General features: G+C 66.0%; 14 protein-coding genes. 12 read left to right on the plus strand and 2 right to left on the minus strand.

All coding sequences use genetic code 11. From position 1 onward, the window contains the following. Positions 1 to 33 precede the first annotated feature (33 nt). The 9 genes from J2T07_RS13125 (at position 34) to J2T07_RS13165 (ending at position 14,010) form a co-directional block, all read left to right on the plus strand. Positions 34 to 882 carry an HpcH/HpaI aldolase/citrate lyase family protein gene (locus J2T07_RS13125; RefSeq protein WP_306850531.1) on the plus strand — a complete coding sequence of 283 codons (849 nt, stop codon included), beginning with the start codon at positions 34 to 36 and terminating at the stop codon, positions 880 to 882. A gap of 5 nt (positions 883 to 887) precedes the next feature. Continuing rightward, positions 888 to 3,272, plus strand: coding sequence for a sodium:solute symporter family transporter (locus J2T07_RS13130; protein ID WP_306850532.1), 2,385 nt, complete (start codon positions 888 to 890; stop codon positions 3,270 to 3,272). 40 nt (positions 3,273 to 3,312) lie between these two features. Next, entirely contained in the window at positions 3,313 to 4,203 is an 891-nt protein-coding gene (locus J2T07_RS13135; protein ID WP_306850533.1) for a LysR family transcriptional regulator, read from the plus strand. Positions 4,204 to 4,462: 259 nt separating this feature from the next. Next, complete coding sequence (locus J2T07_RS13140; protein ID WP_306850534.1) at positions 4,463 to 6,715, plus strand: TonB-dependent receptor; 2,253 nt, start codon at positions 4,463 to 4,465, stop codon at positions 6,713 to 6,715. Positions 6,716 to 6,759: 44 nt separating this feature from the next. Then, a complete protein-coding gene (locus J2T07_RS13145; RefSeq protein ID WP_306850535.1) occupies positions 6,760 to 7,980 on the plus strand; it encodes a serine hydrolase domain-containing protein in 1,221 nt (406 codons plus the stop codon). Positions 7,981 to 8,000: 20 nt separating this feature from the next. Next, a complete protein-coding gene (locus J2T07_RS13150) occupies positions 8,001 to 10,166 on the plus strand; it encodes a formylglycine-generating enzyme family protein (protein ID WP_306850536.1) in 2,166 nt (721 codons plus the stop codon). Next, positions 10,163 to 11,989 carry a glycoside hydrolase family 127 protein gene (locus J2T07_RS13155; RefSeq protein ID WP_306850537.1) on the plus strand — a complete coding sequence of 609 codons (1,827 nt, stop codon included), beginning with the start codon at positions 10,163 to 10,165 and terminating at the stop codon, positions 11,987 to 11,989. Before J2T07_RS13150 ends, J2T07_RS13155 begins: the two co-directional genes overlap by 4 nt. Before the next feature lie 123 nt (positions 11,990 to 12,112). Then, positions 12,113 to 13,258: a CaiB/BaiF CoA transferase family protein gene (locus J2T07_RS13160; RefSeq protein WP_306850538.1), complete on the plus strand. Its 1,146-nt coding sequence runs from the start codon at positions 12,113 to 12,115 to the stop codon at positions 13,256 to 13,258. 20 nt (positions 13,259 to 13,278) lie between these two features. Beyond that, a complete protein-coding gene (locus J2T07_RS13165; RefSeq protein WP_306850539.1) occupies positions 13,279 to 14,010 on the plus strand; it encodes a response regulator in 732 nt (243 codons plus the stop codon). Here the strand turns inward: J2T07_RS13165 and J2T07_RS13170 are convergent. Beyond that, positions 13,992 to 14,999, minus strand: a complete 1,008-nt coding sequence (locus J2T07_RS13170) for a glycosyltransferase family 9 protein (RefSeq protein ID WP_306850540.1) — start codon at positions 14,997 to 14,999, stop codon at positions 13,992 to 13,994. The genes J2T07_RS13165 and J2T07_RS13170 overlap by 19 nt on opposite strands. 327 nt (positions 15,000 to 15,326) lie before the next feature. On the opposite strand from J2T07_RS13170, the gene J2T07_RS13175 reads away from it, so the two are divergent. Continuing rightward, a complete protein-coding gene (locus J2T07_RS13175; RefSeq protein ID WP_306850541.1) occupies positions 15,327 to 15,941 on the plus strand; it encodes an ABC transporter ATP-binding protein in 615 nt (204 codons plus the stop codon). Beyond that, positions 15,938 to 16,732 carry an ABC transporter permease gene (locus J2T07_RS13180; RefSeq protein WP_306850542.1) on the plus strand — a complete coding sequence of 265 codons (795 nt, stop codon included), beginning with the start codon at positions 15,938 to 15,940 and terminating at the stop codon, positions 16,730 to 16,732. The genes J2T07_RS13175 and J2T07_RS13180 overlap by 4 nt, the downstream gene beginning before the upstream one ends. Before the next feature lie 6 nt (positions 16,733 to 16,738). Here the strand turns inward: J2T07_RS13180 and J2T07_RS13185 are convergent, their stop codons facing one another. Continuing rightward, positions 16,739 to 17,467, minus strand: coding sequence for an aspartate/glutamate racemase family protein (locus tag J2T07_RS13185; protein WP_306850543.1), 729 nt, complete (start codon positions 17,465 to 17,467; stop codon positions 16,739 to 16,741). A 117-nt stretch (positions 17,468 to 17,584) separates the two neighbouring features. On the opposite strand from J2T07_RS13185, the gene J2T07_RS13190 reads away from it, so the two are divergent. Continuing rightward, positions 17,585 to 18,778, plus strand: a complete 1,194-nt coding sequence (locus J2T07_RS13190; protein WP_306850544.1) for an MFS transporter — start codon at positions 17,585 to 17,587, stop codon at positions 18,776 to 18,778. Positions 18,779 to 18,787: the final 9 nt, after the last annotated feature.

Here is an 18,787-nt window from a genome sequence, read left to right on the forward strand (position 1 = left end):
GGTCATCGGAGTGTCGGCGTCGGCGGGGGATCCATGCGCAGCAAGTTGTTCGTGCCCGGCGGGCGTCCGGAGCTCTTCGACAAGGCACTGGCGGGTCCCGCCGATGCCTTGTCGTTCGACCTGGAGGATTCCGTCCCGGCGGAAGCGAAGACCCGCGCCCGTGACGACGTGGCCGCCTTCGTCGCATCGCCGGCGATGCGTCAGGCGGCAAAGCTTGCCATCGTACGTGTCAATGCGCCGGATACCTCCTGGTTCGAAGACGATCTTCGCGCCGTGGTCGTGCCGGGGCTGGCCTTGCTCAACGTGCCGAAGCTCGAATCCGCCGATGAGGTACGCGCGGTGGTCGCGGCCCTGGAACGGGTCGAATCCGACGGTGCGCGCGAGACACCGGTCGGCCTGCTGGTAAACGTGGAAACGCCCAGGGGACTGGAGCACGCTGCCGCGATGGCGGTGGCGCATCCCCGTGTCGCTGGCCTGCAACTGGGGCTTGCGGACCTGTTCGAACCGCATGGCATCGATCGCGGCGATGCCGCGGCCGTGCATGCCGCCATGTTCGCCGTGAAGATGGCGGCGGCCGCCGCCGGTGTGTTCGCCGTCGACGCGGCATTTGCCGCGATCGACGACGCCGACGGCTATCGGGCTGAAGCACGCATGTCCCGCCGGCTCGGCTTCATCGGCAAGAGTTGTATCCACCCGCGCCAGGTGGCGTTTGCCAACGAGGTATTCGCGCCCACGCCCGAGGACATCGTACACGCACGCCGCGTGGTGGCCGCGGCGGCCGAGGCCGCGCGCATGGGACACGGCGCCTTCGCGCTGGACGGGCGGATGATCGACCTGCCTTTCGTGAAGCGGGCGGAAGCTCTCCTGGCGTCGCTCGGGTGAGGGGCATGCGTTACGTTGCGATGTGGCTCCGTGTCTTGGTGCTCGCGGTCGCATGTGCGACCGGCGTGCCTGGCCTCGCTCGCGCGGATGCCTTGACTCCGTTGCGTAGCGATGCGTTACCGCCGGTACCGGCGGGCGGCGCGATCCAGGGTCTCGCCACGCTGGACGGCCGCGTCCTGGCCATCGTCGACAAGAAGGCGTGGCTGCTCGACCAGGGCAAGGCGGCGTGGGTGCCGCTATCCTGGGCGGCCGGACAGCCTCCTGGCGGACTGGCGGTCGTGTTCGGTGACGGTGCGCGCGCCTATGCGACCCAGCTCGACGCCGGGCGCGTGAGCGGCGTGGTTCGCTTGTCCCTGGGCGCCGGCGGCCTCGAAGTACGCCCGTTGCCAACGCCGCCCGAACCCTTGTCCGAAGTCACGCCCGCGTTCGCGGGTACCTCCGTTTTCATCGCAGGCATGTCGAACGGCGCGCCACGCATCTGGCGCCTCGATGCCGATGCGGCCCGGCCCGCATGGTCATCCATCGGCGGATGGCCTTCCCGCGCCGCGGCGACTTCGCTGGCGGTACAGGGCGCGGGCATCTTCGTCACGGCGGGTGGTTCCGTGTGGCGCCGGTCGCCCGAAGGCGTATGGACTCACCGTGGCGACGTGCCGGGAACGGTGCTTCCGGGCATGGCGAGGGCGCTGGGGCAGGCCAACATCCTCTACCTCGTCGCGGACGCGTCGGACACCGCGCATGCGATGACCTACCAGGTGGTCACGCAATCGTGGGCATGCCTGCCGGGTGTCGACTTCGTGCGGCCGGTGGCCATGGCGCCCTGGCAGGACGGCGTGCTCTGGGCGAGCGCGATCGATGGCCGCACGGCGGTGGCGTCCGCCCAGGTCCAGTCGGGCAAGCTGCTGCTGCGCTGGCTCGACTGGCTGGTGATCGTGGCCTACCTGGCCGGGATGATCGGCATCGGCCTCTACTTCTACCTGCGCGAGAAACGCAACTCCACCTCCAGCTTCTTCGTCGGTGGCCGCAGCATTCCCTTCTGGGCAGCGGGCATCAGCCTCTATGCGGCCAACACCAGCTCGATCAGCTTCATCGCGATTCCCGCCAAGGCCTTCGAAAGCAACTGGCAGTACATGACGAACAACCTCATCGCCGTGTTCGGCCTGATGTTCGTCGCCGTGTGGATCGTGCCGCTCTTGCGCAGGCTCGACCTGATGTCGGTCTTCTCGTACCTGGAAACGCGCTTCCATCCGGCGATCCGGATGATCGCCAGCGCCCTGTGCATCCTTACCCAGCTCGGCAGCCGGATGAGCGTGATCCTGTTCCTGCCGGCGCTCGCGATCGCCACCATCACCGGGATCAGCACCACCTTGAGCGTGATCCTGATGGGCGGCTTCACGATCGTCTACACCGCCATGGGCGGCATGAAGGCGGTGATCTGGACGGACGTCGTCCAGGTGATCGTCAAGATGGGTGGCGCGATCTTCGCCATCGGTTTCATCATCTGGCACCTGCACGGTGGCATGGGCGAATTCGTGCATACGGCCATGGCCGACCACAAGTTCCACCTGCTCGACTTCAGCTTCGACCTGACCAAGGCCACGGTATGGGGCTTCATCTTCCTCGTGCTGTTCGACGTCGTGCTGACATTTCCGAAGGACCAGGTGCTGATGCAGCGCACCTTGTCCACGCCATCGGACAAGGAGGCGGGGCGCTCGATCTGGGCGTTCGCGGCGATCATGATCCCGGGAGGTTTCGTCTTCTACATGATCGGTACCGCGCTGTTCGTCTACTACAAGGCGCACCCCGAGCGGATGAACCCCCTGCTGCCGATCGACGCGACGTTCCCGTTGTTCATCGCCGCGGAGTTGCCGATGGGTGTCACCGGCCTCATCGTCGCGGGTATCTTCGCGGCGGCCATGGCGACGCTATCGGGCATCATGAACAGCGTGGCGACGCTGGTCTCGGTGGACTTCTACGAGCGCCTGGTGAAGAACCCGTCGCCCAAGCGAAGCGTGGTCTTCGCCGAAGTCAGCACGATCGCGGTGGGCCTGGTGGGTATCGGGCTGGCCCTGCTGCTGTCGCGCTTCGATGTGCATTCGCTGTTCGACGTGTCGATCGAACTGGCCGGACTGCTGGGCGGCGGTTTCGCAGGCGCGTACACCCTGGGCATGTTCACCCGGCGCGCCAATTCCCCGGGGGTGGCGATCGGGATCGCCGGCAGCACCGCGCTTACCCTCGTGGCCTGGGCGTTCCGGCTCGTGCATCCGTACTTCTACCTGGCGATCTCTATCTTCCTCTGCATCGTGATCGGCTACGTGGCCAGTCTGTTCTTCCCCGCGCCGACCCGCTCGCTCGAGGGCCTGACGATCCATCGCGAATCGCGCAAGGGATGACCTACCATGGTCTTCCTCTGACCAGCGCCGGCGAGATCCCGTGGAAACCCAGTTCCTCCATACCTTCATCACCGTGGCCGACCACGGTTCCATGGCGGCGGCGGCGCGACTGCTGAATATCACGCCCGCTGCCGTGGCGCAGCAAATCCGGACACTTGAACGCGAGATCGGGGCCACCCTCATCGCGCGCGTGGGGCGTACGGTGAGCGTCACCGAGGAAGGTTCGCGCATCCTCCAGCGTTCGCGCGACCTGCTGCGCAACGTGGCCGACCTGCGCAGCGTCGCCAACGAGAGCGGGGTATCGGGCGAGTTGCGCCTGGGCGCATGCCCGACGGCGCTGGCGGGCATGCTGCCGGACATCCTCGCGCGCATGGTGGACACCTTTCCCCGGATCAACGTATTCATCAAGCCGGGCTATTCGGTGGACCTGTACCGCGACGTGGAAGCGGGCGATCTCGACGCGGCCGTGGTATTGCAGGCCCCGTTCCCGCTGCCCAAGACGTGCGAGTGGCAACTTCTGCGCGAGGAGCCTCTCGTGGTACTGGCACCGCGTTCGATGGCGGCGCGCGATCCGCACGACCTTCTCGCCAGCGAGCCACTGATTCGCTACGACCGTAACCAATGGGGCGGCCGCCAGGCGGACGACTACCTTCGCGCGAATGGTATCGTGCCGCGCGAGCGCTTCGAGTTGAACGCGTTGAACGCGATAGCCGTGATGGTCGACCGCGGCCTGGGTGTGTCGTTGGTTCCCGACTGGGCAAAGCCCTGGCCGGAAGGACTCGACCTCGTGCGCCTGCCATTGCCCCAGCCGTCGGAGCCGAGGCGTATCGGCATCGTGTGGTCGCGCTCTAGCGTGCGCGTGCGCCTGGTCACCGTGTTGTTGCAGGAAGGCCGCAAGGCCATGGCGTCGGCGTCAGCGCTCGCACGATGAAGATGTCGGCGATGTTGCGTCGCCGCATAGTTTTGCTTGGTTCGTAAGCAACAAAAACTAGTCTCTGAACATACCCGCCGTCGGTTTCTCGGCAAGGGCGAAGCGCATAGATTCGCCATCAACGAAACCCAGGTCATTGGGACGCCGGGGAGGGCGTCGCCAACCGCAACAGCAGCTACCGTCAGGCGCGTCGTCATCGGCGCTCGCGCCGCACTCGCCCGCCTGGGCGATCCGTACCAACGGCATCCACGGACCCGACATGATCAAACCACTTTCCTCCGCGATCGGCAGCATCCTGCTGGTCTCCCTGTTCGCCACGAGCGCACTCGCGCAGGATGCCGCGGCACCGGCCGCCGGCGATGCGCCGAAGGCCGCCAAGAAGAAATCCGACAAGCCGGCCGAGCCGACCGACCTCGACCAGGTGATCGTCACCGGCACGCGCACGCCGAAGGCGGTCGACGAGATTCCCGGCGCGATCACGGTCGTGAACAAGGAGGAGATCGCGCATACGCTGCTGGTGACCGAGGATGCGACGGCCGTGCTGGCGCGTTCGGTGCCAGGCTATGCCGAGTCGTCGCAGGCGATGAGCAACACGGGTGAGACCTTGCGTGGCCGCATTCCGCTGCGCCTGTTCGACGGCGTGCCCCAGGGTTCGCCGCTGCGCGAAGGCACGCGCAACGGCACCTTCACCGACATGGGCATCGTCGGCCGCGTGGAAGTCATCAACGGGCCATCCGCCTCCGAAGGCATCGGTGCGGCGGGCGGCATCATCAACTACATCTCGAAGACGCCGACCAAGGAAGGCAACGAGACGACGATCACCACGCGCTACCAGACCCAAGGCAAGTCGGACAGCGGCGGCTGGAAGACCGGCGTGACCTTCTCCCGCAAGCAGGGCAGCTACGACGTGCTGCTGTCCGGGTCGTATATCGACCGTGGCATCACCTACGACGGCAACGGCAGGCGCATCGGCCTGAACACGTCGGGCTCGCTCGCCGACTCCACCTCGAGCAATCTGTTCGCCAAGCTCGGCTACAACTTCGGCGAGAACGACGACCAGCGCATCCAGGCCACCTTCAGCAAGTTCAAGATCCAGGGCAAGGGCGATTACGTGCAGGTGCTGGGTTGCCGCGGCCCGACCGACGACCCGCCGTGCGACGTGCCGCGGACGAACACTTCCGAGAAGGGCCACATCTTCGGTTCGAAGGACGCCTTCAACGACTTCAAGCAGTACTCGCTCGAATACACCAACAAGAACGTCCTGGGTGGTTCGCTGGACATCAACGTGTACAAGGCCGACCAGGCCATGCGCTACCTGCCCGAGAACACCGAGGACAAGCAGGACCCGCTGATCGCACCGCTGAACACCTTGTACGATCAGTCCGAGATCACCGCGAAGAAGCGCGGCATCCGTACCTCGTGGACGCGCCCGGATTTCCTGGTGACCGGCCTCGAACTGCACACCGGTGTCGACGTGGCGCGTGACGAGGCACAGCAGCGCCTGGCCTTGACCGGCCGCCTGTGGGTGCCGCCGATGATCTACAACAGCGTGGCGCCCTATGCGCAGCTGTCCTACGACATCGGCCCGTTGACGATCAGCGGTGGTTATCGCCGGGAAAGCGATCGCCTCACGGTCGACAGCTACACCACCACCTATTACCGCAACCGCGTGTTCGTGCAGGGCGGCAAGCTCAACTACAAGGAAAACCTGCGCAACATCGGCGGCATCTGGCGCATCGGCGACGAATGGTCGGTGTTCGCCTCGTACAGCGAAGGGTTCACGCTGCCGAACATCGGCATCCCACTGCGCAACATCAGCACGCCGGGCCAGTCGGTCAGCCGCATCCGCGACCTCGAGCCGATCATCTACAAGAACAACGAATTCGGCTTCAACTGGCGCGGCGACAATGGCGCGTTCGGTGCGACGCACTACATCTCGAAGTCGCCGTTCGGTTCCTCGCTCGCCGTGGACCCGCACACCACCGACTTCATCCTCTCGCGAGCACCGGTCCGTATCGAAGGCACGGAAGTGACCGGCGAGTGGCGCTTCAACGACGCCTGGAAAGTGAACGGGATCTACTCGCACATCACGGGCCGCACCGCCTTCTGGTCGGCGGACCCCGCGGGACGATTCGGCGCGGGCAGCCTGAACAAGCCCCTGGGCGTGCTCGACATCAACCCGGACAAGCTGGCGTATTCGGTCACCTGGAACTACTCGGCGCGTGGCGACGCCACGCTCGGTGCCACCTCGCTCTTCGGTCGCCATGTATCCGGTCACGACGTGCGTGCCTATGACGGCGCGACCTTCAGCTACGACGAGCGGACGCACGGCTATACCTTGTGGGACCTGGGCGTGAACTACAGCCTGGAGCGCTACGGCAAGCTCTCGCTCGGTGTCGAGAACCTGCTCGACAAGCAATACATCCTCAGCTGGTCGCAACTGGCGGGTTACCAGAACTACTGGGCCGGCCGCGGTCGCGTCACCTCGCTCACCTACACCATCACCTTGTGAGGCGATGGCGTTTCCACGGGGGCCGTGCCGTTCGGGCGGCCCTGTTGGCCTGCGTCCTCGCCGTCGCTCCGGCATGGGCGGGCGAGACGTGGTCGCCGGCACGGCTGGAGACGCTGCATGCCTTCCTGCGTGACGCGACGTCGAGCACCGGATATCTCGGCGGCGTGAGCCTCATCGTCCACAAGGGGCAGGTGGTCGACGTCGGTGTCTACGGTGACGAGGACCTCGGTCGCCGCCGGCCGATGCGGCGTGACGCGATCTTCCGCATCTATTCGATGACCAAGACGGTGACGTCGGTTGCGCTGATGATGCTGGTGGAGGAGGGCAAGGTATCGCTCGACCAGCCGGTGTCGGATTTCTTGCCCGGATTCGACACGCCCAGGGTCATGACAGGCGGCAGTGCCGAATCTCCCCTGCTCAGGGAGGCCTCGCGCCGTGTCACCCTGCACGACCTGCTGACGCATACCGCCGGGTATCCCGCCGGATTGCCAGGTGACCGTCTGGCCGTGGCGGCCATGGAACGCATCGATCCCCATGCCGCCGATGATCTCGCCGGCTTCGCCGGGCGGATGAGCCGGGTGCCGCTCGCCGCCGATCCCGGTACGCGTTTCGGTTATGACGGGGCTTCGCTGGAACTCGTCGCCCGGGTGGTCGAGGTGGTGGCGAAAAAGCCCTTCGCCGACTTCCTGAGTGAACGGATCTTCGTTCCGCTGGGCATGCGCGATACCGCGTTCTCCGTAGCGCCCGCCAAGCGCGGCCGGATCGTGGATCTGACCCGGATGGGCAACGACGGCCGGCTCGCGCTGGACACGAGTTCCAGCGCCCGCCATCCCGGTGAGTCACTGAATCGCTACACGAGTGGGGCCGGTGGCCTGTACTCCACAGCGGACGACTACGCCCGTTTCGCCCTGATGCTGCTCGACGGAGGCCGCGCGGGCGATCGTGTCCTGCTGGGGAGGAAGACGGTGGAACTGATGATGAGCAACCACCTGGGCATGCTCGATCCACCGGTCACCCCGTTCAACGCGGGCGAGGGCTTCGGCATCGGCGGTTACGTCGTGATCGACCCGGCACGGCGCGGCCAGCCGGGCTCGGTGGGCCAGTATGGCTGGGCAGGCGCCGCCTCCACCACGTATACGATCGATCCACGCGAACACCTCGTGGCGATCCTTCTGCTGCAACACCTTCCTCGCAACGACGGCGGCAAGGATCTCCCGCGCCTCGCGCGGCCTTTCTACGACCTCGTCTACCATGCCCTTCCATGACCTTCACGCCGCGCCCGCCCATGAATCCACCGCCTGACGACCGTGACGATACCCCCCGGGTGATCCACGAGTTCAAGTTTTCCCATGTCACCACGGGACGCTACCTTCCCACGCCCGGCAAGGCGCCCGGCTGGCCATTCGCCGAGATAGGTCACTGGAAGATGGATGTCGACGGCAGCGCGGACGACTGGGTCCGCGAACTGGCCGACTGGCGCCGCGAGCACCTCGTGCGGATCGGCTACGACGACGCCAACTACCGCCGCCCGGAGTTGCAGTGGGCACAGCGTAACTTCGTCCACGCGCAGATGATGGTGGAGGACCGCTACTTCTACGATCCAGTGGCGGGGCGCTACACGGTCGACCGGTACCTGGACGATCTCGAGGCACGCTTCGGCGGCATCGACAGCGTGCTGATCTGGTTCGTCTATCCGAACATCGGCGTCGACGACCGCAACAAGACCGATCTCGCTTTCGACCTTCCCGGTGGATTGGAGGGGCTGCGCTCCGCGGTGGATGACTTCCACCGGCGAGGCGTGCGCGTATTCCTGCCCACCATGCCCTGGGATCACGGCACGCGGCCGCCGGAAGAAAACGATTGGCGGACGATGGCCGGACTGGTCGAAGCGGTGGGTGCCGATGGCGTCAACGGCGATACCTACAACGGCGTACCACGTGCCTTCTTCGATGCCTGCGACGCCGTGGGCCATCCTGTCGTGCTGCAGCCGGAATCGACGATCAGCGCCGAGGAGCAGTTGATCTGGAACGTACAGAGCTGGGGCAAGAAGGCGCCCAACGAGGCTATTCCTCCCGTCGCCAAGTTCAAGTGGCTCGAACCGCGGCACATGATCAACTACGAGAACCGCTGGGGCCGCGACCGCAACCACGACCTGCAATACATCTTCTTCAACGGCATCGGTTACAACGCCTGGGAGAACGTCTGGGGTATCTGGAACCAGTTCACGCCACGCGATGCCGAATCGCTTCGACGCATCGCCCGCATCGAACGCCGCTTCGCCCCCGCGATGGTGAGCATGGATTGGCGGCCCTACGAACGGACCCTGCAAGCGGGCGTCTTCGCCAGCCGCTTCCCGGTGGAAGCCTATACGGTGTGGACGGTCGTCAATCGCAACGAGTACATCATCGATGGCGAGCAACTGGCCGTTCCCCATGCCGAAGGAACGCGGTACTACGACCTGTGGAATGGCGTGGCACTGAAACCGCGCATGGAAGAGGGAAGGGCGGTGCTGGGCATGGCCCTTGAAGGCCGCGGTTTCGGCGCCGTGCTGGCGTTGCGCGCAGGCGCGTCCGTGGATGGCCTCGACGACTTCCTCGCGGACATGCGTGCCGCTGCGGCCACGCCACTGGCCTCGCTCTCATCCACCTGGCGCAGCCTGCCACAACGCCAGGTCCCCATCGCCCGGACACTGCCGCAATCCTCCCCGCCGCACGGCATGGTGCCGGTGCCGGGCGGTGTGTTCGACTTCGTCGTCGGCGGCGTCGAGATCGAAGGGCAAACGTGGGAAGGCAACGATGTCCAGTATCCCTGGGAATCGAGCCCCCGCCGCGGCCACCGTCACCGTATGCCGATCGAGCCGTTCCACATCGACCGCACACCGGTCACCAATGCGCAATTCGCCGTCTTCCTCGCCGAGAGTGGCTGGGCACCGGCCGACGAACACCATTTCCTTCGCCATTGGCGTAATGGCAAGCCGCCTGCCGGTTGGGAAAACAAGCCCGTCACCTGGGTGGCGTTGGAGGACGCACGTGCGTATGCCGCATGGGCCGGCAAGCGGCTGCCGCACGAATGGGAGTGGCAGTACGCCGCCCAGGGCGGCGATGGCCGGCACTATCCCTGGGGCGACGACTGGCGCGACGACCGTGTGCCCATGCCGAATCGCGGGCGCACGTTGCGCGCGCCGGCGGACGTCGACGCGTTTCTCGCGGCGGCCAGTCCGTTCGGCGTGCTCGACCTCGTCGGCAACGTCTGGCAGTGGACGGACGAATACGAGGACGAGCATACGAGGAGCGCGATCCTGCGCGGAGGCAGTTCCTATCAACCGCAGACCTCGCACTGGTACTTTCCGCAGGCCTATCGCCTCGACCAGCATGGCAAGTACCTGTTGATGGCCCCGTGCAAGGACCGCTCCGGCTGCATCGGCTTTCGTTGCGTGGTCGACGCCGCATGAAGGTGCGTACCCGCCTGGATGGCCTTCTCGGCGATGCCCTGGCCGCGAACCTTCGCGGCCGGCTGTCGCATTTCATCGTCGATGAAAGAAGCCCCGCGATCGCTCTGTTCGCGCCGGAACGCCGCGCATCGAACGAGGAAGGCGACTGGTATGGAGAGCATGCGGGCAAGTGGCTGGTGGCGGCGACGCGTGCCGCGGCGCGCAGCGGTGACGCGGCCTTGCGTGCCAGCGTGCTTCGCGTGGCCGATTATCTCGTCTCCGTGCAGGAAGACGACGGTTACCTGGGTACTTACGCGCCGTCGCGGCGCTTCATGCGCCCGCAACCGCCGAAGCCGGTGAGCTGGGATGGCGCACCGAGCGTACGTACGTGGGACATCTGGACGCACGCCTACCTGATGCTCGGCCTCGTCGAGGTTCATCGCCAATGGGGTGGCGAGCACTATCTCGAAAGCGCGCGGCGCATCGGCGACCTGTGCCTGCACACGCTGACCGAAGGCGGCATCGACATCACGGATCTCGGCAACCACTTCGGCATGTCGGCGACCGTGTTGCTCGATCCCGCCGTGGAGCTGCACCTCGCCACGGGCGATCCCCGCTATCTCGAACTGGCCCGATGCGTGCTCGCTCAAGCGGATGCGAACCCGCCGCTTGCATTGCTGAAGCAGAGCCTCGCCGGCACCGATGCCGCCTTCATCGGCACGGGCAAGGCCTATCAGCTGGCCTGGAACATGGTCGGCATGGCCAAGCTACATCGCGTCACTGGCGAAGTCGACCTGCTGCGCGCGGTGAAGAACGTCTGGACCAGTATCCGCGATCACCACCTGACGCTCGGTGGCGGACCCTGGGGCGGCGTGGCACACCGTTCGCGCGAGGTTTTCAATGCCCCTGGCGCGTTCAGCCCGGAAGGCTATGTGGAGACTTGTTCGACCCTGGCCTGGATCCAGCTCAACCGCGAGTTGCTTGCGATCACGGGCGAGGCGCGCTATGCGGAGGAAATCGAACGCTCCGCGTACAACGACCTCCTTGCCGCACAGGCGCCCGATGGCGAGGACTGGTGCTACTACGTCTTTCCCAACGGCCGCCGCGTGCATACCACCTATTGGCGTTGCTGCAAGTCCAGCGGCGCCATGGCCGTCGAGGAACTGCCCGACATCGCCGTGGGCGTGCGCGATGCGGCGACCCTCGATGTCAATCTCTTCGGTGCCGGCGAATCGATGGCCACGCTGGAAGCCCCGGGGCGCGTCACGCTTCGGCAGGTCACGGCCTGGCCGTATCCGGACGACGTGCGCATCGATCTCGAGGTGGAGCGCGAGGCGCGTTTCAGGCTACGGATTCGCGTGCCTTCATGGGCGGTGGGCGCCACCGTGCTCGTCAACGGCGTGGCAGCCGACGCAACGGTCGTGCCGGGAGGCTACGCCACGATCGAGCGCGAGTGGCACACCGGCGATCGCGTCCTGGCGCACTTTCCCGCCCGGCCGACGGTGCATCACGCGACGAACCGCAACGTGCAGGAATCGCGTGCTCCCGACGGCAGCGCTGTGCGGCAGGAAGTGCTGCGTTTCGAATACGTCGGCTTCACCTGCGGTCCGCTGGTCTATGCCACGGAACGCGTCGACGGCTTCAAAACCAGCGAGACGGTGAAGCTGCCGGAAGGGCCGGTGGAGGATTGGCTCGTATGTGAGCGGGGGGAAGACGGCGAACCCATGCTGCGCTTCGATCCCGGATACCGGCCGCCGCTGCGGTTCACGCCGTATTTCGCCACGGGAGGCCGCCACGATGGGGCCTGGCGGCTCACATGGCTAGGCCTGGCGCCGGCGGACTGATTGCATCTTCAAGCAATATTTTCTGCTGCCAGAACATATCGAAGCGGGCTGTTTCGGGCATCCCGCCTGCTGCAAAGTGATTCGCGGAAACGGGACATGGCAACTGTGGATACCGAGGCAAACATGGAAACGTCGACATCGTCCCCCCGCCGAGCGTCCGGTCCACTCGCCGGCGTGAAGGTGCTGGACCTGAGCGCCTATATCGCCGGCCCCTATGGCTGCACGCTGCTCGCCGACCAGGGCGCGGACGTCATCAAGATCGAGCCGCCCGGTGGGGATAACCTGCGCCAGTATCCATCGACGCTGGCCGCCGAGAGCCGGGCCTTCCTCGGCGTGAACCGCAGCAAGCGCGGCATCGTGCTCGACTTGAAGCATCCGTCCGATCACGCCGCGCTGTTACGCCTCGTGCGCGAGACGGACGTGCTCGTGCACAATTTCAGGCCGGGCGTGCCGACACGGTTGGCGATCGACCACGAACGGCTCAACCTGATCAATCCCCGCCTGATTTATTGCGCGGTCACCGGCTACGGTGAATCCGGCCCGATGAAGGACAAGGCCGGCTATGACCAGGTCTTGCAGACGATGACTGGCATGTGCACCTTGCAGGGCAAGCGCAACGGTCCGCCGGAAGTGATCTACGGCTCGGTGGTGGACTACTACGCGGCCGCGCTGCTGGCGGCGGGCGTGTCATCGGCACTGTATGAACGCGAGCGCAGCGGCCTTGGCCAGTACGTCGGCATCTCGCTGCTGCGCAGTGCGCTCACCATGCAATCCGCGCGAATGATATGGGCCGAAGGCGAGTCGCTCGACATCGGTCGCGACATGCGGTCGGGCGGGGTCACCGGCATCCATCCCACGCGTGATGGCTACATCTACATCTCCGCCAATACGCCGCATTTCTGGAAGGCCTTGTGCGAGCGTACCGGCCTGCAGGCGTTGCATGACGACGAGCGCTACGACACCGTGCGCAAGCGTGCCGAGCACCACAACGAGATCGTGCCGCGGCTGCACGACGCGCTCGCCACGCACAGCGCGCTCGAATGGGAAGCTATCTTCGGCGACGCGGTGCCCAGCGCCGCCGCGCGTCGTATCGAAGACATGTTCGATCACCCTCAGGTGACCGCGGAGGGCCTTGTCGCCACGTTCGAACATCCCGTGGTGGGCCAGTATCGCGGGGTGAATCATCCCATCCATTTCGGCCGTACGCCGGCGCCGGAACCTTTCGCCGCACCGACGCTCAACCAGCACGAAGATCTGCTCGAGCGCTGAATCGGCGATTTGCCGGGACGGTGCGCGTCCCAGCCCTCCAACCTGCGATCATCGGTACCCGGGAAAGCCGCCCGGGCTCGCATGTGGAGGGTGTCATAAACATTATTGTCGTCGAAGGTGATCCGGCGCTCGGCGCCGCCATGGCGCGCGTGCTCGGGCAGATGACGTATGCGGTGACGTGGCTCCGGTGCGGCGCGGAACTGCTGGAAGCGCTGCGACTGCGCCATGTCGATCTGGCCTTGTTCGACGTCGATATTGCCACGGACCATGGGCTGGACATCCTGCGCCAGGTCCGCCGCGTTGGCATCCGTACGCCGCTGCTGGCCACGACGGCGTGCGAGGTGGTCGAAAGGCGCATCGCCATTCTCGACGCCGGTGCCGACGATTGCCTGACCAAGCCCTTCGACCTGGATGAACTCACGGCGCGTGTCCGCTGCCTTGCACGCCGCGCCCGTGGGTTCGCCGACAACGTCATCGAGCTGGGGGACCTGTCGATGAACCTGTGTTCCCTGGAAGTCACCTACGGGGGGCGGCGAATCGAACTCACCCGTCGTGAGTTCTCACTGTTGCAGATGCTGGTGGAACGGGCAGGTCGGATCGTCCGCCGCGAGGTGATCGAAACATCGATCTATGGTTGCGACGCGGAGGTGGGCCCGAACGCGCTCGAAGTCCTCATGCATGGCCTGCGGAGGAAAGTGGGACCCGGTGCGATCCGTACCGTACGCGGCTTCGGTTACATGGCGGTGCTTTGACGCAGGTGAGCGGCGACGCGTATCGCCGCGGCGAGGGGGCAGCCGTCATCGCTGCGGAAGCCCAGGTTACGTCCGCCGAAGGGAGCATAGCGATCGGGATCGGTGGCGCCGAAGATGCCGATCGTGATGGCCCGGGTCGCGGCCGCCAGATGCATCACGCCGCAGTCGGCACTCACATAGGTGTCGGCGGCATCGATGAACGCGGCGAGCTTGCGTGGATCGCTGGTGAAATAGGTCGGGTAGGCATTGCCGATGCGCGATTGACCATCTGCCGCCACGAGTTCGACGATGCGAAACGGCCCCGCACGCCGGATGAGCTCGTCGACGAAGGTTTGCCACCATGTGGCATCGAGGCGCTTGCGGCCCGTCGCGTTCGGGAAGATCGCCAGCGTCGGGGCATCGTTGGCGGGAGCGCTTTGCAGGACACGTTCCAGCATGGCCGCACCACGCTCGCGTTCCGCCGCTGACAGCCGGAGGTCGAGTGTGGGGATGGGCTCGAGTCTTGCCTCGCCCAGCGCACGCCGAAGCGCATGCACCGGCCGCGCAGCGAAATGTACTGGCGCATCGCCGCCGCTTCCCTCGACGCGTACCTGATAGCGGGCCTTCGCCATGCCGGCGGCGAGACGTCCGGATGACGATCCCGAAGCCGCATCGATGACGAGGTCATAGTGCTTGCGGGAGAGACTGCGCAGCGTTCGCAAGCTGGCTAGTGGGCGCCGCAACGCGCGACGGTCCAGGAGGAACAGTTCGCCGATCGTGGCGAAGCCACCGAGTATGCCGCGGGTTGCCTCGCCGGAGCCGAGCACGTCGACTTCCGCGCCCGGAAAGTGGCGCTCGATCTCACCCATCAGCGACGTGAGCAGCACCGTGTTGCCCAAGCGGTGATTCGGACGGCAGACCAGGATGCGCTGTATGCCGATGCGTGGCAGCTGCCCGGGGCCCACGAGGTTGTCCCGCGCAGGCAGGAGGTGCCGGAGCAGCCATGCCACGGCGCTGCGCCGGAAAGCGTGACCCCGACCGTGCAGTGGAGTGCGCGGCACGACCGGTTCTACCCGCTTGACTGAAACGACCGTCGACATGAAAGGTCTCGTGCATGCCCTGTGATCCGGGCGTTCCCGCTACGATGCCAAAGTCACCTTAGATGCAGCTGTCCGTTTCATGACGGTGTGCTTACAGCGTGCGTTTCTGCCCAAAGCATGCGCTAAGCCATCCGTAACACCATGGCAACATGGCAGCGGCCGCCCGGCGAAATCCCTCTTCGCACACCATGCCGCGCCTTGAACGCGGCACCACTATCCGCAGGATCATGACGCACCATGATGCTTCAGTCGCAACTACTTTCTGTCCAGGAACTGAACGGATTTGGCGTCGGACCGGTATCCATTACCCTGGCCGCTGGTGAACGGTTGGCGGTCATGGGTGCATCCGGCGCGGGAAAGTCGCTCCTGCTGCGCCTGTTGGCGGATCTCGATCCCGGGGAAGGCAAGGTCACACTCGCCGGGGAGCCGCGCGACGCGATCGCGGCCGCATGCTGGCGCCGCCGCGTGATGCTGGTGCCCGCACAGGCAGGATGGTGGGCATCCACGGTGAGCGGGCATTTCGAGCTTTCGATGATGGATACGGCGGTGGCGACGGCCGCGCGTCTCCTGCTTCCTCCGGACATCATGAAACGTGAGATCCGCGTGCTGTCCACCGGAGAGCGGCAACGCCTGGCCCTGGTCAGGGCATTGGCCCGGCAGCCCGAGGTGCTCCTGCTCGACGAGCCCACCAGTGGCCTCGACCCGGCGGCGACCGAGGCCGTGGAAGCCTTATTGGTCGAATGGAGCCGGGAGCGCAAGGCTATCGTGATGGTGACGCATGACGCCATGCAGGCGCAGCGCATGGCCCATCGCACGTTCACCATGAACCGGGGGAGGCTCATGCCGGCATGAACGTCATCTCGTTGCATCCCTACGACCTCGCGGTGGCGTCGACGCTGATCCTGCTCGACGCGGTGATCTCGCTGGTGTTCCGCTTGCGCCTGCATCGCGGATTGCTGTTGGCGGCGTTGCGCATGGTGGTGCAGCTGGTGGCCGTGGGCTTCGTACTTCGCTACGTGTTCGGCGTGGGCGAAGCATGGCTGACCCTGCTGGTGATCTTCGCGATGGTGCTGGTGGCCGCGCGCGAAGCGGCAGCGCGGCCCGTGCATCGTCTTCGACGCGGTGGCTTTCTCATCAGCCTCGCCAGTGTCGCCACGCCGGCCTTGCTGACGTGCCTGTTCGCGCTGCTGACCGCCATTCGTCCGCATCCGTTGCTGTCACCGCAGTACGCGATCCCATTGGCGGGCATCATCCTCGGCAACGTGCTCAACTCGGCAAGCATCGCCTTCAGCGGCGTGCTCGACGGCGTCGGCGTACAGGCATCGGCCATCGAGGCGAGGCTGATGCTGGGCGATACCTACCGTACCGCCACGGCCGAACTGGGCCGGGACGCCATCCGCCGCAGCATGATTCCCATCGTCAACCAGATGAGTGCCGCCGGTGTCGTGACCCTGCCCGGCATCATGACCGGCCAGATCCTCGCAGGCCTCGATCCGATGGAAGCGGTGAAGTACCAGATCCTGCTGATGTTCCTGCTCGCCGGCGGCAGCTGCCTCGCCTCGATGGTGGCGGTGTACCTCGCGGCGGCACGATTGACCGATAACCGGGGGCGGCTGCGGTTGGACCGACTCGCGACGGGTTGATTCCGATCAGCCGAGCGCGTGGTGTGCCGCCGCTCGCGCATGGATGGCGGCGGTGTCGAACAGCGGCACGCTGGCGTCTTCGCCGTCGACCAGCAGGGCGACCTCCGTGCAACCGAGGACGATTGCCTCGGCGCCCTCGTCCACCAGCCGGGACATCACTTGCCGGTAGCATTCGCGGGATTCGTCGCGAATGATGCCCTGGCACAGTTCGTCATAGATGATCCGGTGCACATCGTCACGGTCGGCGTCGTCCGGCACGACCACGTCGAACCCTCGCGCGGACAGGCGTTCGCGATAGAACGCTTGCTCCATGGTGAAGCGCGTGCCGAGCAATCCCACGCGGTGGACCGCATGGTGGGAGAGCGCATCGGCGGTGGCATCGGCGATATGCAGCAAAGGCAGGGCGCTGGCACGCTCGATCACCTCCGCCACCCGGTGCATGGTGTTCGTGCACAGTACGAGGAAGTCCGCGCCACCGGCTTCCAGTGAACGCGCCGCCGACGCCATGGCTTCACCGGCGCCGCCCCAATCACCTGCGTGCTGGAGGCGTTCGATTTCATGGAAGTCCACGCTGTAGAGCAGGAGGCGCGCGGAATGCAGACCCCCCAGCTCGTCCCGGATCGTTTCGTTGATGGTCCGGTAGTAGGGCAGGGTGGATTCCCAGCTCATGCCGCCGATGAGGCCGATCGTCTTCAAGTCGTTGCCCTGCGCGTGCCGTGGACGTCGCCCCAGCATAGACGATGGCTGGCGTGGCGCGTGCAAAGAGGGACCAATTGCACAAGCGCGTATCGTCTTCCTGTCGGACACTGCGATCATGTGTTACGCATAACCGTCCATCGTCAGGAATCCCTCATGCCACCATCCACCGCCGAGCCGGCAAGTCTTCCCCGCGCCACACTGTATGCGATGGCGCTGGCGGCGGGATTGGCTGTCGCCAATATCTATTACAACCAGCCGATGCTCGGCATCATGTCGAGGGACCTGCACGACGGCGCGGTGGAGCGGTGGATTCCGATGCTGACCCAACTGGGCTACGCCGCGGGCCTTCTGTTCCTGCTGCCCCTGGGCGATGCGCTGGAACGGCGCCGGCTCATCGCCGTGCAGTTCATCGTCCTGTCCCTTGCGCTGGTACTCGCGGCCGTGGCGCCGGGGCTGGCCATGCTGGCGGTGGCCTCGGTGATCGTCGGCGCGGCGGCGACGGTGGCGCAGCAGATCGTGCCCTTCGCCACGATCCTTTCCGCGCCGGAAAAACGCGGTGCCGCGGTCGGCACCGTGATGAGCGGCCTGCTCACCGGTATCTTGCTCAGCCGGACGATCGCCGGCTTCGTCTCCAGCATGGCTGGATGGCGGGCGATGTTCTGGCTGGCCGTTCCCGTGGCCTTGATCGGCGCGGTGCTGATGGCGACACGCCTGCCCGAGCATCGGCCGGCGCGACGTGTTCCCTATCGCGAACTGCTGGGCTCCCTGGTGGGCCTGTGGCGCGCCGAACCGCTGCTGCGCCGCGCGGCGCTCACCCAGGCCGTGATCTTCGCGTCGTTCTCGGCGTTCTGGACCGTCCTTGCGCTGCGCCTGGAACAGCCTCCCTTGCATCTCGGCGCGGCGACCGCCGGTCTTTTCGGCATCGTCGGCGCAGTGGGTGTCGCGATGGCGCCGGTCGCGGGACGCATCGCCGACCGGCGTGGGCCCTGGCTGGTCATCGCCATGGGTGCGGCGGCGACCGTGCTCGCCTGGGCTGTCTTCGCGCTATGGACGAGCCTTGCCGGACTCATCGTCGGCGTCATCGTGCTCGACTTCGGCGTGCAGATCGCCCTGGTCTCGCATCAACACCTCATCTACGGCCTGCATCCCGAATTCAAGAGCCGTCTCAATACGCTTTTCATGACGACGATGTTCCTCGGTGGTGCCGCGGGCTCGTTCGCCGCCGCGGAGGCGTGGCGGCGGGCAGGGTGGTTGGGCGTATGCGTGCTCGGTGGCGGCCTCGCCATCATTGCGCTCGTTTCGCGGATGCTGCACCGGCCGGCACCGCACCCCGTGCACGAGGCCTGAAAATAATTC

This window comes from Luteibacter jiangsuensis (assembly GCF_030812295.1).
In the GTDB taxonomy this organism is placed as follows: domain Bacteria; phylum Pseudomonadota; class Gammaproteobacteria; order Xanthomonadales; family Rhodanobacteraceae; genus Luteibacter; species Luteibacter jiangsuensis_A.